The 18,774-nt window shown below is 26.6% G+C and carries 17 protein-coding genes; 6 read left to right on the forward strand and 11 right to left on the reverse strand.

Features of this window, described 5'->3' with window-relative positions:
• Positions 1-189: 189 nt before the first annotated feature.
• The 3 genes from ACQPVP_RS06830 to ACQPVP_RS06840 form a co-directional block, all read right to left on the reverse strand.
• On the reverse strand, positions 190-1,551 hold the full coding sequence (locus ACQPVP_RS06830; RefSeq protein WP_430848436.1) for a citrate transporter: 1,362 nt from the start codon (positions 1,549-1,551) through the stop codon (positions 190-192).
• A gap of 147 nt (positions 1,552-1,698) precedes the next feature.
• Positions 1,699-2,694: a Gfo/Idh/MocA family protein gene (locus ACQPVP_RS06835; RefSeq protein WP_430848438.1), complete on the reverse strand. Its 996-nt coding sequence runs from the start codon at positions 2,692-2,694 to the stop codon at positions 1,699-1,701.
• 44 nt (positions 2,695-2,738) lie between these two features.
• The gene (locus ACQPVP_RS06840) at positions 2,739-3,209 is read right to left on the reverse strand and encodes a YhcH/YjgK/YiaL family protein (protein ID WP_430848440.1); all 471 of its coding nucleotides are present in this window, start codon (positions 3,207-3,209) and stop codon (positions 2,739-2,741) included.
• Positions 3,210-3,794: 585 nt separating this feature from the next.
• Here ACQPVP_RS06840 and speD point away from each other — a divergent pair.
• Both speD and speE read left to right on the forward strand, forming a co-directional pair.
• Positions 3,795-4,208 (forward strand): adenosylmethionine decarboxylase, encoded by a 414-nt coding sequence (speD, locus tag ACQPVP_RS06845; protein WP_430848472.1) that lies wholly within the window; start codon positions 3,795-3,797, stop codon positions 4,206-4,208.
• Between the two features lie 10 nt (positions 4,209-4,218).
• A complete protein-coding gene (speE, locus tag ACQPVP_RS06850) occupies positions 4,219-5,070 on the forward strand; it encodes a polyamine aminopropyltransferase (protein WP_430848474.1) in 852 nt (283 codons plus the stop codon).
• 138 nt (positions 5,071-5,208) lie between these two features.
• Here the strand turns inward: speE and ACQPVP_RS06855 are convergent, their stop codons facing one another.
• The 4 genes from ACQPVP_RS06855 to ACQPVP_RS06870 all read right to left on the reverse strand — a co-directional run bounded on the left by ACQPVP_RS06855 (position 5,209) and on the right by ACQPVP_RS06870 (position 8,548).
• The gene (locus ACQPVP_RS06855) at positions 5,209-6,402 is read right to left on the reverse strand and encodes a pyridoxal phosphate-dependent aminotransferase (protein ID WP_430848442.1); all 1,194 of its coding nucleotides are present in this window, start codon (positions 6,400-6,402) and stop codon (positions 5,209-5,211) included.
• A gap of 221 nt (positions 6,403-6,623) precedes the next feature.
• Positions 6,624-7,172, reverse strand: coding sequence for an NADPH-dependent FMN reductase (locus ACQPVP_RS06860; RefSeq protein ID WP_430848444.1), 549 nt, complete (start codon positions 7,170-7,172; stop codon positions 6,624-6,626).
• A gap of 119 nt (positions 7,173-7,291) precedes the next feature.
• Positions 7,292-7,711, reverse strand: a complete 420-nt coding sequence (locus ACQPVP_RS06865) for an Rrf2 family transcriptional regulator (RefSeq protein WP_430848446.1) — start codon at positions 7,709-7,711, stop codon at positions 7,292-7,294.
• Positions 7,712-7,885: 174 nt separating this feature from the next.
• A complete protein-coding gene (locus ACQPVP_RS06870; protein WP_430848448.1) occupies positions 7,886-8,548 on the reverse strand; it encodes a DUF6198 family protein in 663 nt (220 codons plus the stop codon).
• A gap of 177 nt (positions 8,549-8,725) precedes the next feature.
• Between ACQPVP_RS06870 and ACQPVP_RS06875 the strand changes: the two genes are divergently transcribed.
• Positions 8,726-9,604: a LysR family transcriptional regulator gene (locus ACQPVP_RS06875; RefSeq protein ID WP_430848450.1), complete on the forward strand. Its 879-nt coding sequence runs from the start codon at positions 8,726-8,728 to the stop codon at positions 9,602-9,604.
• Positions 9,605-9,608: 4 nt separating this feature from the next.
• Here the strand turns inward: ACQPVP_RS06875 and ACQPVP_RS06880 are convergent, their stop codons facing one another.
• Together ACQPVP_RS06880 and ACQPVP_RS06885 are read right to left on the reverse strand one after the other, a co-directional pair.
• On the reverse strand, positions 9,609-10,862 hold the full coding sequence (locus ACQPVP_RS06880; protein ID WP_430848452.1) for an Nramp family divalent metal transporter: 1,254 nt from the start codon (positions 10,860-10,862) through the stop codon (positions 9,609-9,611).
• Between the two features lie 116 nt (positions 10,863-10,978).
• Positions 10,979-12,697 (reverse strand): ATP-binding protein, encoded by a 1,719-nt coding sequence (locus ACQPVP_RS06885; RefSeq protein ID WP_430848454.1) that lies wholly within the window; start codon positions 12,695-12,697, stop codon positions 10,979-10,981.
• A gap of 333 nt (positions 12,698-13,030) precedes the next feature.
• Between ACQPVP_RS06885 and ACQPVP_RS06890 the strand changes: the two genes are divergently transcribed.
• On the forward strand, positions 13,031-13,447 hold the full coding sequence (locus tag ACQPVP_RS06890; protein ID WP_430848456.1) for a flavodoxin: 417 nt from the start codon (positions 13,031-13,033) through the stop codon (positions 13,445-13,447).
• Between the two features lie 23 nt (positions 13,448-13,470).
• Complete coding sequence (locus ACQPVP_RS06895) at positions 13,471-14,106, forward strand: DUF3793 family protein (RefSeq protein WP_430848458.1); 636 nt, start codon at positions 13,471-13,473, stop codon at positions 14,104-14,106.
• An 83-nt stretch (positions 14,107-14,189) separates the two neighbouring features.
• Here ACQPVP_RS06895 and ACQPVP_RS06900 read toward each other — a convergent pair whose 3' ends face one another.
• Positions 14,190-15,968, reverse strand: a complete 1,779-nt coding sequence (locus ACQPVP_RS06900; protein WP_430848460.1) for an ABC transporter ATP-binding protein — start codon at positions 15,966-15,968, stop codon at positions 14,190-14,192.
• Positions 15,968-17,695, reverse strand: coding sequence for an ABC transporter ATP-binding protein (locus tag ACQPVP_RS06905; RefSeq protein ID WP_430848462.1), 1,728 nt, complete (start codon positions 17,693-17,695; stop codon positions 15,968-15,970). Before ACQPVP_RS06905 ends, ACQPVP_RS06900 begins: the two co-directional genes overlap by 1 nt.
• Positions 17,696-17,792: 97 nt before the next feature.
• On the opposite strand from ACQPVP_RS06905, the gene ACQPVP_RS06910 reads away from it, so the two are divergent.
• Positions 17,793-18,623: a MerR family transcriptional regulator gene (locus ACQPVP_RS06910; RefSeq protein WP_430848464.1), complete on the forward strand. Its 831-nt coding sequence runs from the start codon at positions 17,793-17,795 to the stop codon at positions 18,621-18,623.
• The last annotated feature ends 151 nt before the right edge of the window (positions 18,624-18,774 follow it).

An 18,774-nucleotide genomic window follows, 5' to 3' on the forward strand; every position in this document is an offset into this window, starting at 1 on the left:
GAAAAGTACTTCTATTTAATTTTGCTTATTCCGTCTCAAGCTCAAAGTTATGACAAAATTAATAGAAGCAATTCAGAGCTGACGGAAAGAAATTATAAAGATTATTCAAAGGATAACCTAATTATAATTTTCTAAATAAAAATAATTTCCGTCCTATTAAGTTTTAAGACGGAAATTTTAATAATTATTCTACATACCAAACATAAAGAATGTTACTATACTTAATATAGCACATATTATCCATCCTAATGGTATACTTCTCTTTAAGAAATCCTTTGTATCTACTTTTGTATATCCAAGTCCCCAAACTATCCATGATTGAGTTATACAACTTGATATATTCATTGTTATTGTAGGAGCATACATTAATGGGAATAATAAAAGATTTGAAAATCCTACACTCTTTAATATTCCTAATGTTGCAGCTCCACATCCAGCTAATGTAAATGGACCTCTAAACATTCCAAGTGGTGCAAGTACTGCAAATGCAATACATATCACTAATGGACTACTTGGTATTATTCCACCTAACACTGCATTAAAATATGGTACACATAATTCAGCTGCTTTATTAAACATAGGGATCATAAGCATAAATCCTACTAAAGGAGCTGTATCTATTGCCCCATCATAGAATGTTTTACTAAATACTTCTGTTGCAGCTTTATATGAAGTTAATTTTCCACATATAGCTAAGGCAAAAAAACTAGCTACTAAGAAACCTACGATAACTGGTATATTAAATCCTATTGCTAAAACAACTGGTATAAATGGAGTTATTAATGAAATCATTGGTGCTGTTTTTTCTGCTTCCTCAGTTTTAGGTGCCTGTGCTGCCCATGCATGAACTCTTTTTTTCTTTTTCATAGATATCATAGGAACTAGTATTGCTACTATTAATTGAACAGCAAGTGCAACAAATCCCCATTTTAAATAAGTTGAATCGTAAAAATAAGCTTGTTCTCCATTTGCTCCTAAATAGAATGCTTGATATTGATTAAATATAACTGGGTTTATGTATAATCCTGCTCCAATTGATAATAAAAATGATATAATTGCTGTAACTTTAGGAATTCCTAATGATAATAATATTGGAAGCACAATTACACCAATAGCAACAACTGCACCTGCTCCAAACATACTTGAGAATACAGCTGTTGTAACTATAGCTAAAAGTGTAGAAGTAATAACTGGCTTATCTCCACCAAACTCTACTGTTTTTCTGATCATAGTAGATGCTATACCTGTTTCTAACATTATTCTACCAAACCAAGCCCCAAATATGAAGTTTACTAAAACACCACCCCAACCTTCTGGTCCTCCTTGGAATACACGTTTAAGTGCATCAACTACTCCAATGTTTACTATATCACTATTCTGTGCTATAAAATCTGCATTGGTAACAAATTTATTACCTATAAGAGGTAAAACTGTCCATATTACTGCCATTATTAATATTCCTGTCATTAGGTTTCCGCCTTTAACAGCATATACAACTAGCCCTGCGAATGATATTAATAGTAAAATACCAATAATAAATTCAATACTCATATAAATTTCTCCTTGATTTCAATTTATAACCTATAATTTCGTTAATTTATTAATTAACAATATCTTTTAAATTTTTAGCTTTGAATTACTAATATTAAATATACTTGTCCATATCATAATATTAGTAATATCCAAAGCTAATTATAATTAATATCTTTTTCTATATTCTTCTAATATTTCATCCATTACTTTTATAACATGTGCTGCACTATTTAAATCTGCTGGAGATTTTTCTTTTCCTATTAATTCGTTAACTATAGATTGAATATAAGGTTGAGCTACATGTTCTGGCTCTTTATAATCGATTATCTCTTCTTTTCCATCAATTATAACTTTTATTGGTCCATAGAACAATCCTGTAGTGCTTATTCTTCCCTTATCACCTACTATTAACATTTCTTCTTCATTATGATCAGCTACATAGCACCATATTCCATTACCCATTACTCCACTTTCAGTTTTGAAAATTGCATTAACTGTATCTTCAACATCATAATATCCACCGTAATTTTCTGCCATACCATGAACATCTTCAATTTTTCCAAATAAATATTCAACTATGTCTAAAACGTGAGCAACCATATCTACAAACTTACCGCCACCTGCTGCTTCTGGTTTTAATCTCCATGGTAAATTATTTCTATCTAAATCTTCTTTTTCAACTTGCATAAATTGTCTTAAGTGAACGAAATTAATTTTTCCTAAAGCTCCACTATCAACTATTTCTTTTATCTTCTTATATTTATCCATACCTCTTCTGTAGAATGCCACATATATTGGAAGATTAACTTCTTCTGATTTTTTAATCATTTCTAGACATTCAGCATAAGTTAATGCCATTGGCTTTTCACTATAAGGAATTTTTCCTGCTTCTAAGCACTTCATTGAATAATCTTTGTGAAACTTTGGTGGTGTTGGAAGATATACTGCATTTATCTCTGGATCTTGTAACATTTCATCTACAGTTTTATAAACAACAGGTACTCCATGCCTCTTAGCATAATCACATGCTCTATCATAATCTAAATCAAATACTGCTTTTAATTCTGAGTTTTCTGATTTATATAAACCTGGACCACTTTTCTTTTCTGTTACGACACCGCAACCAACCATACCCCATACAACTTTTTCAAACTTTTCCATATTGATTTCTCCTTCTATTTAATCTTTATATAAATTTATAAAATCTATAATGTTGAAACTTTAACTTTTATAACAATTTTTCTAATTACCATGCTTTCATCTTTAATTATTGCTGGAATATGGACATCATGTGGATAAAATATCGCATAAGATCCTTCTTCCATTTCTAAGTAAGTTTCTCTAGTATTATTATTTTTATAGAATATAATATCTCTTGCTTCTAAAAGTTCTTCATCTATTTCATTATTTCCCTTATCTGGATAATATCCTATTTTTTCTTTTCCTTTTGCTAAAAATTGAACATCGATGTAAGTACGATGAACTTCTGGACGTAAATTAGATCTTTCAGTAGTCTCTACATCTAACACTTGTAGAATCATATTATCTCCATCTAACTCATATCTTCCTGGCTCCATAGCTACTAAATCATTTTCCTTAAGATAATTTATAGCTTTTTGAATAGCCTTTGGATAGCTTGATATGTTTTCATTACATTTTACATTTCCGAAAATCATTGTATACCTCCCTGAAATTAATATTTATTTTTCCACATCATTGTTATTTTTTCTACAACTATGTTAAAAAAATCACCTTATATTTGTTATGATACATACAATTTAATATGCATTCAATTCATTTTAGGAATGATATTATTCCTAAAATGAATTGAAGTAAAATATTATATACTATTAATTGTTTATTTTTTATCATTTTATCACTTTCTATCATTATATTAAGAATGTAAAAACCATCTATATTTAAAATCAATTCCAATATATAATTAGTAACTTCATTTTATTAAAATATATCAATATTTCAAATTCTTCTACCTAAATTCCAATGGAAAAATCTTAATTTTATTACTCTATCTTCACAGTTGTCATCTTAAACTTCCAATATAATACCAAGAATATATTGACAATTTACTCAAAAAAATCTAAAATAACTATTGTGGTTAGTAATAATTAACTTAGAGTTTACCATTACTAAACTTTTCTTAAATTTTGTATTGGAGGTTTTATGAATATTGCATTTTTATTAAGAAAATATTTATCAATTGGATGGAATTAAATTAAAATTATTGGAGGTTTATTATGAATATTGAACAATTAGGAAGACACATTTTAGTAGAGTATTATAACTGCGATAAGGAATTATTAAAGGATCATGCAGCTATTGAAAAACATATGAATCAAGCTGCCAGAGAAGCAAATGCAACAATAGTAACTAGCTGCTTTCATGAATTTAATCCATGGGGAGTAAGTGGAGCTGTTATTATACAAGAATCACATCTTACAATCCACACTTGGCCAGAATATGGTTATGCATCAGTAGATTTATTTACCTGTGGTGATAGTATAAATCCATGGAATGGATTTAAATATCTCGAAAAAATATTAGGTTCAGATAGAAGCGAATCTACAGAAGTTTCGAGAGGGCTAGTAGATAAAATTAGAACTTTTGGTGATGGTCAATATGATCAATTAGTAATGTCTCATAAATTGGAGGTATAAAAAGATGGATATGGAATTATGGTATACAGAAAATCAAACAAATAACGTTAATTTCTCAATGAAAGTAAAAAATCATCTTTATTCTGCTCAAAGTGAATTTCAAAAGATAGACATAATAGACACTTATGAATTTGGAAAAGTTTTAGTTATTGATAATTGGACAATGGTAACTGAAAAAGATGAATTTATTTATCATGAAATGATAACTCATGTAGCACTTGCTACAAATCCTAATATAAAAAATGTTCTTGTAATTGGTGCTGGAGATGGAGGTACCGTTAGAGAACTTACTAGATATAATAATATTGAAAAGATAGATATGGTTGAGATAGATGAGCTAGTTGTTAAAGCTTCTATAAAACATTTACCTTTTACATCAAATAAATTATCTGACCCTAGAGTTACCTTGTACTTTGAAGATGGAATAAAATTTGTTAAAGGAAAAGAAAATCTATATGACTTAATAATTGTTGATTCAACTGATCCTATAGGGCCTGGTGAAGGCTTATTCACAACAGAATTCTATACAAATTGCTATAATGCCCTAACAGAAAAAGGCATATTAATAAATCAATGTGAAAGTCCTTACTATTCACATAATGCATATGAAATGAAGAGGTCTTATAACAAGTTAAACAATCTATTTGATATATGTAAAGCCTATCAATACCATATGCCAACTTACCCATCTGGACATATGATATTCTGTTTTGCATCAAAAATATTAGATCCTATTAAAGATTTAGATTCTGAAAAATGGAATAATCTAGGTTTAGAAACAAAATACTATAATACTGAATTACATAAAGGAGCTTTCTATTTGCCTAATTATGTAATTAATATGTTAAATAAAGAAGATTAATGCTAATAAATTTCTAATACTAAACCACTAAGCAATTTTAAAATCTATTTGCTTAGTGGTTATTAAAAATTATATATCTATTATTTTTTTAATTATAATTATGCATAATCATCTTCTGAAATATTTTCTTTTTCATTTTTATAATAACCTGTTATATTCTTCAGCTAACTTTTTAAATAATGGAAGTGATTTTTCAATTGTTGAAGTTTTAATACAATATGAAGCTCTAAAATGTCCAGGACATCCAAAATCACTACCTGGTACTAATAATAAATCATACTTTTTAGCTTTTTCACAGAAAGCGACATCATCCTCTTCTAATGATTTTGGGAATAAATAAAAAGCTCCATCTGGTTTATTACACTTAAATCCTGATTCTATTAAACCATTATATAATAATTGCATATTTTTTTCATAAATACTTATATCTGATGGCATATCTGCACATCTTGCTACTGCTTTTTGAAATAATGATGGTGCATTTACATGTGTTAAAACTCTTGATGCCCCAGCTATAGCTCCATAAACCTTATCAAAATCAATAATTTCATTAGGCACTACTATATAACCAATTCTTTCTCCAGCTAATGAAAAAGACTTACTATATGAATAACATACTAATGTATTTTTGTAATATTTAGTTATATAAGGTACTTTAACATTATTATAAGCAATTTCACGATATGGCTCGTCTGATATTATAAATATTGGATGATTATATTCTTTTTCCTTTTCTCTTAAGATATCTGCTAATTTAATTATTGTTTCTTCTGAATATACCGCACCACTTGGATTATTAGGTGAATTAATAATAACAGCCTTTGTATTCTTATTAATTTTCCTTAAAAACTCTGGAAAGTTAATTTGAAAATCTTCTATTTGAGCTGGTACAACTGTTAATTTAGCACCAGTAGCTTCTACAAAACAATTATATTCTGGAAAGTATGGAGCAAACGTTAAAAACTCCTCATTATCTTCACTTAAAGCTTTGAAACATATACTTATAGCTGCAGCTGCTCCAGCAGTCATAAACAAATTGCTTCCTGAAAAATTAGTTTCAAATCTTTTATTTAAGCTTTTTGCAAGTAATTCTCTTGCTTCTGGATCTCCAGGAGCAACTGTATAACCATGAATACTGCATGGATCTTCATTTTTTAATATATTTATAAGTTCATCAGTAATAAACTGAGGTGTTGGAACATTTGGATTTCCTAAACTAAAATCATATATGTTTTCTTCTCCAACTATGCTAGCTCTCATTCTTCCATACTCAAAAATAGTTCTTATTGTAGATTTCTTAGTTCCTAATTTATACATTTCTTGTGATATCATCTTAAATACTCCTCTACACCATTTATTTTCCCAAATAATAAAGCGCTGAACTCTTTATTATAATCTATTATACCTTTTAATGGATTATTTAGACAATTCCCTTTTGAAAATATTAACTTAATTAATTTACTTCAAATATTAAAAGACAAATAGAAAATTACTTCTATTTGTCCTTATCATCCTTTTATTAAACTTTATTCTCTTTTTCAAAGAAAAGCTTATTAAAATTTTTCTACCCAAGCTACAAAAGCATCTACATATGACTTCAAAAAGTTTTTTGTATTTTCATTTACCAAAGCACCCTTTTCATCAAGTAATTCCATAACATTTCCTATATATGCTTCTGGTTGTTGTAATGTATAAACATCTAAGAAAGTAAGAGATTGTCTTAGGTGATGATTTGCTCCAAAAGCTGATATACCTCCCATAGATACGCTTACTATTCCTGCTGGCTTTTTAGCCCATACATTTTGTCCATATGGTCTTGAAGCTACATCCAAAACATTTTTTAATACTGCTGGTACTGAACGATTATATTCTGGAGTAAAGAAAAGATATGCATCAACAGATTTTACATCTTCTCTTAAACGTGTCCAAGAAGCTGGTGGATTATCTTCTAGATCTTGATTAAACATATCAACATCCTTAATATCAACAAATTTCACTTCATACTCTGTAGGTATTACTGACGCTACATAATTTGCAATTGATCTATTAAAAGATTCCTTTCTTAAACTTCCCACAATTATTCCAATTGTTTTTTTACTCATAATTTTTCCCTCCTAATATTTTAAATCTCTAAGTCTTTATTTTCATAGACTATAGATTTTTTATAAACCCTTTTATAAGCCATTAAATTTTTGTTTTTAATAAAGATAAATAATTAAAATTATATATTTACTAATTCATCTAATATATCCGATAAATGTAAGCATTCTAACATCTTCTCAAAATCCGACTGAACTTTTCCATTAATATTTTCTAATACATATCCTATTTTACAACCTACAGGACAATCTTTATTAGTATCTGAATGGATAGCGAATAGGTCATGCCTATTTTCAACAGCTTTAAAAATTTCTAAAAGAGATATTTCTTTTGGTTTTTTCAAAAGCATAGTTACGCCGATTTTAGTTTGTGTTTTAATAAGCCCTGCTTTTTTTAAATCACTCATAAGACGTCTAACAAGTGCTGGATTAGTATTAATACTATTAGCAATATAGTCAGATGTAATACTTTCTTCCTTTTTTAAAGCAATAAGACTTAAAATATGAATGCTTACAGCATATTTTGTTGAGTACATAATCATCAGCTCCTCCATTTGTTACCATTATAGTTTCAAATGAAATATTTGTCAATAAAATAATCTTCTTTATAATATTAATTTTCACAAAATTTTATATATTTAAAATTATATAAGTTAATAATATTATCCTTAATGATATTTTTTCACTAAAAGATGTAAAGAAAAATACAAAGTTTATTAAATTTTAATACTATCTGATAAAATATACCTATAAAACTCTACATGTTTATCTAAAAAAGATTGTATAAGTGAAACTATTTTTCCAGTAGTAAGTGCACAAATAACTGTGCCAACACCAACTCCAATAGCTTTATGAAGGATAAATAGTGATATTAAAAGTGTTGTAGTTAAACAACATATATCAAATGTAGTTTTTATATATTTATATTGTTTTTTTAAAATAGCAGATAAGTCTCTTGGAAATGTATCTGTTGGAATAATTGGAAGCATACTATTGTTTGATAGGCATATTCCAAATGCTATTATAAAAAAGCTTGCTATAAAATAAATAACATGCCACATTAAAGAATCTGGCAAAAAATAAATCCATAATTCATGAATATCAATCATTTTTCCAAAGGCAAGTCCCATTAGAAAAGAAAAAATATATCCAATATTAATTTTTTTATTTAATATCATTAGGGATATAATTAAGATTGTTTGAAATATGTAATTCCATGTTCCAAAACTAAAAATAGAAAATGCATTACTAAAAACATACGGAACTGAAGAGATAGATGATATACCAAAATTACTTTTTGTCATTAATGCAATACCAAGGCTATTAATAATTACTGCAACAAATAATGCTACTTCGCCTGGCATTTTAACTTTTTTCATAGATAAGCCTTCTTTCATTTAAATAAAAATTATTCAATTAGTTATGTAATTTTTTCACTTATCTATTATAGAATATGCTTTTCATAAATTCTAATGATTTATTTTATATCAATCAATTCATTTTCTGCATATATTATGAGATAATTAAAGAAATAGCTTCAGAAAGGATGAAAAATATTGAATTTATATCATTTGAGATATTTTATTACATTAGCTAAGTTAGAGCATTATGGAAAAGCTGCTGAAAAATTAAAGATAACTCAACCAGGATTAAGCCATGCCATGGCATCATTAGAAGATGAACTTGGTGTTTCTCTATTTGAAAAAGAAGGTCGTAATATAGTATTAAATAAATATGGAAAAATATTTTTTGACGATGTGAGCAAAGCTATAAATATTTTAGATTTAAGTATAAATTCCTTTAAAATTATAAGTAAAGGAGGTGGGCAAATTAATATATCTAGTATAAAACCTCTTGCAATACAGGATATTCCGAGAGCAACTCATAATTTTTTAGATATTAATAAAGATAATGATATTGATTTTAAATTTTATACAGGAGTAACAAATGATATTATACAGGGACTAAAAAATGACATTTATAATATTGGTTTTTGTTCTAAAATAGAAAATGAAACTGACATTGAGTTTGTTCCAGTACAGAAACAAGAAATGTGTGTAATTGTCCCATTTGGACATCCACTTGCTATGTATAAAGAATTAGATTTAATAGAAACAATACCATATAATCATATAGTATTTTCAAAAAGTAGCGGTCTACGCTCTGTAATCGATGGATTATTTCATAAAATAGGCCAATATCCCAACATTTCCTACGAAGTTGAAGATGATAACTTTATTGCAGGTCTTGTAGCTCAAAATTTTGGAATAGCAATACTACCTAAAATGTCCTCTCTTCAATATATGAATGTAAAAACTATTACAATAATTAAGCCAGAATGGGAAAGCTATTTTTATGCAGCCAGAATGAAAAACAGATATCATTCTCCAGCAGCTGACTCATTCTATAAATATGTCTGTGATAAAGGCTTATAATTATTTAAATATAGCTTATTAACAACATAACATTTAAAGCAGTAACAATTGCTCCAATTATCCATAAAGTAATATTTTCTACTTTTGTATTCTTATACTCTCCCATAACTTTTTTAGATGATGTTAAATATATCTGAGTGAAAATAGTTATTGGAAGTTGTACACTTAATAGCATCTGAGAGTATAATAATCCTTTAAATGGATCTCTAACAAAGAATATTATTACTAATGCAGATATAACTGTGATTAATACCCCTATTTTAGTATGTTTATCATTTATATCATAAGGTTTTTTAAATAATCCTGTAAATATAGATCCTCCTGCCATTCCAGCTGTAACACAAGATGCTATTCCTGCAAAAAGTAATGCAATTGCAAATACTATTGCTGCTGAATTTCCTAGTAAAGGCTTTAATAATTCTTGTGCTTGTTCAAGCTCTGTTACTGAAATATTGCTTCTAAAAAATGTTATAGCAACAAGAACCATTGCACTATTTATAATAAATCCTATTATCATAGAAAACATTGTATCCATAAACTCATATTTCAATTGTCTCTCTATTATAGACTTATCTTTAAGATTCCATTTTCTACTTTGAATTACCTCTGAATGTAAAAACAAATTATGTGGCATAACTACTGCTCCTAAAACACTCATTATTATTGGTAGGGATCCACTTGGAATAGATGGTATTATCCAATTTTTAGCAGCCTCTCCCCAATTAATATTAACTAAAGCAGCTTCAAATATAAAAGCAAGTCCAACTATTGATACGAATCCAATAATAATTTTTTCTATCTTTTTATATGAATTTGAAAATAGCATAAATATTATAAAAATTGATGCCACTAAAGCTCCTAATTTTATAGGAATATTAAAAAGCATTTTTAAAGCTATAGCAGCTCCTAAAATTTCTGCCATTGCAGTTCCTATTGCTGCTAATATAGCTGTTGAAGTTATTGCTTTTCCTATTGTTGGCTTTATATATTCACTTATTGCTTCTGAAATGCATAATCCTGTAACTATCCCTAAATGTGCTGCATTATGTTGTAATATAATTAACATTATTGTTGATAATGTTATTATCCATAATAGTTTATACCCATAATCTGATCCTGCTGCAATATTAGATACCCAATTTCCTGGATCTATAAATCCAACTGTAACTAATATTCCTGGTCCTACATATTTTAAGAATTCCCTTCCACTAAAATTTTGATTTTTTTTTATAAAAGTTTTCTTTATTATTTCTTTCATTTATAAATTCCTTCCTTATTACTATATATCAACTTACATTATTTATCTTATGTTATATATAATTATAGTATTTTAATATAAAAATACAACTTTGTATTTTTATTACTTTTAAGTTGTTATATATCGGAAAATTCAATATTGCACTTATTTAAAATATCATTTTCATCGATTATTGTATTATGCACCTCTTTTCCCCCTATAATATATATAGGTAGATAAAAAGTAAACTGAGTTGCATTTTCTATATTCTCTACATATATTTTACCATTATGCATTTCCACAAATTTTTTAACTAGAAATAGCCCTATTCCACTACCTTCATTTTTTCTAATAAATAAATTTTCTGTTTGAGTGAACTTCCCAAAAATCCTTTCTCTATCATATTCTTCAATAATTTCTCCATAATCTTTAACAGATATAAATACCCTTTTGGAAGCTAAGTCTGTATTAATTTTTATTTCTATATCAGTATCACATTCTGAAAATTTTATTGCATTCGATATTAAATTAAGAATAATTTTTTCAATTTTATCTGGGTCACAAGCTAAAATTAGTTCTTCTTGATTCGTATCAAAAACTATATTTCGTTTTTTTTCATTTGCATATCTTACAGTTGACATAGTTATATTTTCTACTATGCTAATAATATTGTAATTTCCTAATTTTAAATCGTAAAAATTATTGTTCACCTTTGCTGTGTCTATAGTATTATTAACTAACCTTAATAATCTATATGAATTTTGTCTCAAAATGTTTAAATATTCCTTATATTTTTCATTGTCAAGATTCATGTTATTATTTTTAATATATGAATTTAATAACTGTACAATAGAAAGTATTATATTAACTGGTGTCCTAAACTCATGAGATACATTTGCAAAAAATTCTGTTTTTATAGCTTCTAATTCAATATTAGCTTCTAATTCATCCTTTTTCTTTTTTATAGATGTTATCTCGCCCTTATTTTCTATTTGCTTTATTATTATACATATTTTAATTAAAATTTCATTTAAATAAGAATCATCTTCAAAAACTTTATCTCTATCTTTGCTATAAGATATACATATTAATCCAAATAATTTGTTAGCTAACTCTATATGTTTAATTTTTAAATTATCTTCAATACTGTTATTTTGTAATTTAACTATTTTATCGTATAATTCAGAATATCTATTTTCATAAATATTTTTACAACATAACTTCTTTTCTATCTCTTCATTTATGTATATTTCTGAACAATTTTTAAATTTACTTACTTCTATATTTTCGCTTAAATATAAGTTGAATTTTTTCTTGTTTTCATCATATAAAAGAATATCTATATTTTTAAAATTTATAACTTCCTTTAAACTTATTAATATTGAATTTAATATTTTTTTACGATCATCCTCAATATTACTTTTATTTAAATAACTTACCAAGTTATTTTCCAATTTTAATTGTACACTTTTCTCTAAACTTATCTCTTCAGCTATGCCACCTATAATTTCTTTATCAATGTTATCTCTATTTAGTATAAATTTATGTACTTTATACCATATATCTTGTCCATCTTTTCTACTATGCTCTTCATTATATACATCACGTTTCTTATCTCTTAAAATCATATCTGTTTTAACACAATTTTTAGCCATACTATAATCTCGAATATCATAATCAGTCTTACCTATTATATCCTCCTTAGGTAACCCTATACTTTCTGCACCTAATTTATTTATATATATATGTTTTCCATCTTTATCTTTTAACCATACCTGATAAGGTAATTTATCTAATATTCCTTCTAAATCTTCTATCGTATAATTTCTAATTGATTTTTTAATTTCCTTATCCACTTTATCCTCCCTTAAACTCTCCATAATAATTTATAGTAATATAAAATAATTTAATTATCAATTATACCTCTCAATAACCTTAATAAATAAATTTGTAATTTTTTAGTTATTTAATAATTATTTATATATATTTTTATTTGTTTAATAAAAAAAATATTGTTGTTAACGTATTTTCCAATAATATATTAATATTGAAAAATTTTTACTTATTTTCCAATGTTCTAGTGTCTTCAATGAGAATAAAATAATTCTTGACAAAGAAATATTAATAATATACACTTTAGTTGATAATGATTTTCATTATTAATAATTAAAGTGTTGGGAGTTGTTTTTATGAAAATAGTATACTGGTCTGGAACAGGTAATACTGAAAAAATGGCAGAATTAATTAAAGATGGAATTGTACAATCTGGTAAAAGTGTACAAGTTATAAACGTTTCTAATGTCAATATATCAGAATTATTAGAAGATGAAATTCTTATATTAGGATGTCCTGCTATGGGTGATGAAATTCTTGAAGAATCTGAGTTTGAACCTTTCATAGAAGAAATCTCCTCTAAAGTATCTGGTAAAAAAGTAGCCCTATTTGGTTCATATGGATGGGGAGATGGACAATGGATGAGAGATTTTGAAGAAAGAATGCTAGGCTATGGATGCACTATTATTGATTCCCCATTAATAATGCAATATGAACCTGATGCAAACGAACAAGAATGCATAGACTTTGGTAAAAAAATAGCTTCTGAATAAAATTTAGTTGGCGGTGATATAGTATGAAATATTTAGATTTTTACAGTAAATTAACCTCATTAGATGATAAAGAATACGTAGAAACTTTTTTAGTATATAATTTATCATTAGTTATAGCAGGTGCTAAACCAGCTGTTACTATTACAATTAAGAAAAATAATCATAGATTGTATGATAATTGGGATGTTTTCGGTTCTCCTTTTATAAAAGAATTAAACTTAAATTATATTCAATTAAGAGAATGTTTCGATGCAGTTGTAATTATGGTTTATGATGAATCTATATTAGAAAAGCATTTAAGCTCTAAACAGACTATAGATTTTTTAACTAATATAGGATATTCTTCTAATTTATCTACTAGGGATTATGTAAATAAGTTAAAATATAGATATGAGCAATATCACTGCCCCCATGAAATTGGAATTTTTTTAGGAATACCTATTAAAGATGTTAAAGACTTTATAAACTGTACTACAAAGAAATGTTTATTATGTAAATATTGGAAAGTTTATAATGATAGTAATAAAGCTCAAACAATTTTTGATACATATGATAAGATTAAAGAACATACAATAAAAAATATATTAACTGGAGATTCATCTATTAATTTAGTTTTAAGTATAAAAAATTCTTTTAATCAAAGTGCTAAATATATATGATTTTAATATTACATCTTCAATAAAATTTAAATTATTTTTTAAAAAGGAGCTGTTTTGTGTAACAGCTCCTTTAATTCATTACTTTAGTTTTCTTTATCTGCAAATTGGCTATTATACAAGTTCTCATAGAAGCCACCTTTTGCCATAAGCTCTTCATGAGTTCCTTGTTCAATTATATTTCCTTCATTAATTACTAATATTAAATCTGCGTTTCTAATAGTAGATAATCTATGTGCTATTACAAAACTTGTTCTATCCTTCATTATATTTCTCATAGCCTTTTGAAGTAATAACTCTAACCTTGTATCAACAGAACTTGTTGCTTCATCTAGAATTAGTATAGCCGGATCTTTAAGTACTGCTCTTGCTATAGTTAGAAGTTGCTTTTCTCCTTGAGAAATATTTGAAGCTTCTTCATTTAAAAACATATCATATCCACCTGGTAATGTTTTTATAAAATGATGTACATTTGCTATTTTAGCAGCTTCTATTATTTCTTCTTTAGTTGCTCCAAATCTACCATACTCTAGATTTTCATAAATTGTTCCATTAAATAACCATGTATCTTGAAGAACCATTCCAAAGATAGATCTTAAATCTTCACGTTTCATATCTCTTATATCTACACCATCAATTTTTATTGATCCGCCATTAATTTCATAGAATCTCATTAATAAATTAATCAATGTAGTTTTTCCTGCTCCTGTTGGTCCAACAATAGCAACCATTTGTCCACTTTTAACTTCTACACTTAAGTCTTTTATTAGCATCTTATCTTCACTATATCCAAACTTTACATGTTCAAAGCTTACATTACCCTTAGGATTTTCTACTTTAATAGAATTTTCTATATCCCTAACTTCCTCTTCTTCCTCTAAAAATTCAAATACTCTATGAGCTGCTGCAAAAGCTGATTGAATAGCTGAAGAAAGTTGAGTTACTTGAGATAATGGTTGATTTATTTGCCATATATAACGTATAAATGCTTGTAAATTACCAACTGTTATACCTCCAGCTATTGATATAATAGCTCCTGTAACTCCCACTGTTGCAATTCCTAAATAAGTAACAAGGCTTACTAATGGAGACATTATTCCTGATATAAATTGAGCCTTAAATCCATTCTCTCTTAGCTCTTCATTAGCTTCCATAAGGTCTTTTATAGCATCCTCTTGCTTTCCATATAACTTAATTACATTAAACCCTGTATATATTTCTTGAACTCTTCCATTTAACTTACCTAAAGCTTCTTGTTGCTTAATAAATAAATTTTGAGATTTTCCTACTATAAATTTTGTTATTAATAAACTTATTGGAATTATTAAAGTTGCTAAAAGTGCTAATTTAATGTTAATAGAATACATCATTATTAACGCTAATGCTATTGCTAAAAATGCATTTACAACCTGCAAGAAACTTTGTTGCAATGCATTTGATATAGTATCTACATCATTTGTTATACGACTTAATACATCACCATAGCTATTACCATCAAAATATTTTACTGGTAACTTACTTATTTTTCTTTGTACTTTACCTCTTATATCCTTCATAGTATTTTGAATTGCATTTGTTAATAAAAAGTTAGCTATAATTGTAGAACCGGCACTACCTATATAAACAAAGAATAATAAAACTAAAACTTTATATATATAATTAAAATTTACACTAGCTCCTTCTACACCCTTTATAATTTTTTCAAAATCCTTTGTTAATTGAGTGATTATTAAACCTTCTGTTCTAGGTGCTATAGCTGTAAATACAGCTGCTGAAATTATAAATGTAATAGCTCCTATAAAGGACCACTTATAATTTTTTATAAAAGGAGTAATTTTATTTATAGTTCTTTTTAAATTTTTCATTAATTTAACTCCTCCTTTGTAAGCTGTGATTCTGCTATTTCATAATAAATATCACAGTTTTTTAGAAGTTCTTTATGAGTTCCTATGCCAACTACTTCTCCTTCATTTAAAACTATGATTTTATCTGCATCCATTATAGAACCCACTCTTTGAGCAACTATTAAAACAACAGACTCTTTTGTTTCACTTTTAAGTCTTTTTCTTAATGTTGCATCTGTCTTAAAATCTAAGGCTGAGAAGCTATCATCAAATATATAAATTTCAGGCTTTCTAACTATTGCTCTAGCTATTGATAATCTTTGCTTTTGTCCTCCTGATAAGTTAGCTCCACCTTCACTTATAACTTCATTAAATTTCTTTGGTTTATTAGCAATAAAATCATAAGCTTGTGCTACTTTTGTGGAATATTCTACTTCACCAGTACTTGCATTTTTCTTACCAAATCTAATATTATTTGTAATACTTCCTGTAAATAATAAAGATTTTTGTGGAATAAATCCTATTTTCTTTCTTAAAGCTTTTAAATCATAATCTCTAACATTTATTCCATCTACGTTAATATATCCTTCTGTTACATCATAAAATCTTGGAATAAGATTTATTAATGTACTTTTACCACTGCCTGTACTTCCTATAAAGGCTATAGTTTCACCTTTTTTAGCTTTAAAGGATATGTTTCTTAATACATATTCTTCACTATTTGGATATTTAAATGAAACATTATTAAATTCTATTTCTCCCTTAATATCTGTTTCTTTAATTCCATTTATAGGACTCTTTATTATAGGCTCTTCTACTAAAATTTCATTTATTCTATTAGCTGATACTTGTGCTTTCGGATACATAACAAAAACCATAGAGAATAACATAATAGAAAACATTGCATGGAATAAGTATTCTATAAATGCTACTAATTGACCAACTTGTAGTTTGTTAGCATTTATCATATTACTAGAAACTATAAATATAGCTATAATTGCTAAATTAAGTAGGAAAAAGAATGTTGGTTGAGATATAGACATAAGTTTGTTCACTTTTTTTGCTACCTTAGCATATGATTCATTTGTCTTATCAAATCTCTCAGCTTCATGATTATCATTTCCAAATGCTCTTATTACTCTTATTCCCGTTAAATTTTCTCTTGATATTCTATTTAATTTATCTAACTTTTTTTGTTGCTTTTCAGATAAAGGCTCTGATTTTTTAGCAATTACTATAACACCAACAATTATAAAAGGTACAGTTATTGCTAAAACTAAAGATAACGATACATTAGTTTTTAAAATCATAATTAAACTTATAATAAACATTACTGGAGTTAAAAGTGCCATTCTTAACAGTGTATTAGTAAATTGAAGTAATACAAAGGCATCATTTCCCGTTCTTGTAATCATTGATGATACTCCAAATTTATCATACTCTGTATGCGAAAACTCCTGTGACTTTTTAAAAATATCATTTCTGATGTCTCTTGTTATATTACTAGATATTTTAGCTGAACAATATCCTAAAGTTATAGTTCCTATAACTCCTATTATTGATATAATTCCTATTACTACTCCCATTCTTTTTATATAGCTTATATCTTGATATACTATTCCATGATCTATAACCTTAGCCATTATAGTCGGAATTCCAAGCTCTACTAAAGCAAACCCAAACACAGATATAACATTAAGAGCTAGAAGTAATTTATATCTTTTTATGTAGTTTAATAATAATTTCATGATATTTTCACTTCCTTTCATTTGTAAAAATTTTATTATTTTATGCTATAATAATCTTAAAGTATCCAGTAACTAGACAGTCAAGGAGGAATTTTAAATGAATAATGATAATAAGCTTTATTTTACTACTGGTGAATTTGCTAAACTATTTCATATAAATAAAAAAACTTTATTTTACTATAATGAAATTGATTTATTTAAACCTGAAAAAATATTACCTAATGGATATATGTATTATTCTCATACTCAAATAGAATTATTAGGTATTATTTTTAGTTTAAAAGATATGGGGATGTCGCTTAAAGAAATTAAAGATTTTATAAATAAAAGAAGTATTGATAACGTTATTAATATTTTAAATTCGGAAATTATAAATATAGAAAATGAAATTAATAAATTAAAGGCAAATAAAGAAAGACTAATTAATAAAATTAAATCAATTGAGGAAAGTAAAAATTATAAAAGAGAAATAAAACTAGCTTATGAAGATGAAGAATATCTGGTATTAAGCAATTCTATAGATAATAGTAAAGAGTATTATGATATTGATACTTATGTTAATCATGTAAACTATTGTTTTGACAATGACCTCAATATTGGATATTCAACTGGGACTATAATATCTATGGATAATTTAATTATAGGTAATTACAAAGATTGTAGTTTTTATTTTACTAAAACAAATAAAGAAAATATATCAAATCATACTAATATAATAAAAAAACCTAAAGGTTTATATGTTGTAGGATATTTTAAAGGATACTATGATAAACTTCCTTATTTTTATGAAAAATTAATTTCTTATATTAATAATAATAATCTAAAAATCATTGGAAATTCATACGAAAAAGTATTAGCTGATGAGCTAGTTTGTAAAAACATTGATGATTACATAATAAAAGTATCAATACAAGTTTCAGAGAACTAAAAAATAAGATTACTTCAGAGCTTACGTAATGAAATTATAAAAGATTATTCAAAAGGTACCTCTTTAAAATTTTCGAGAGTGTAAAATAGTCTGTGTAAACTTCAGAAAATGATATAATAAATTATCAATTATGGAGGGAACACAGACTATG

Origin of the sequence: Clostridium nigeriense, from assembly GCF_050585265.1 — a bacterium.
GTDB lineage: Bacteria > Bacillota > Clostridia > Clostridiales > Clostridiaceae > Clostridium > Clostridium nigeriense_B.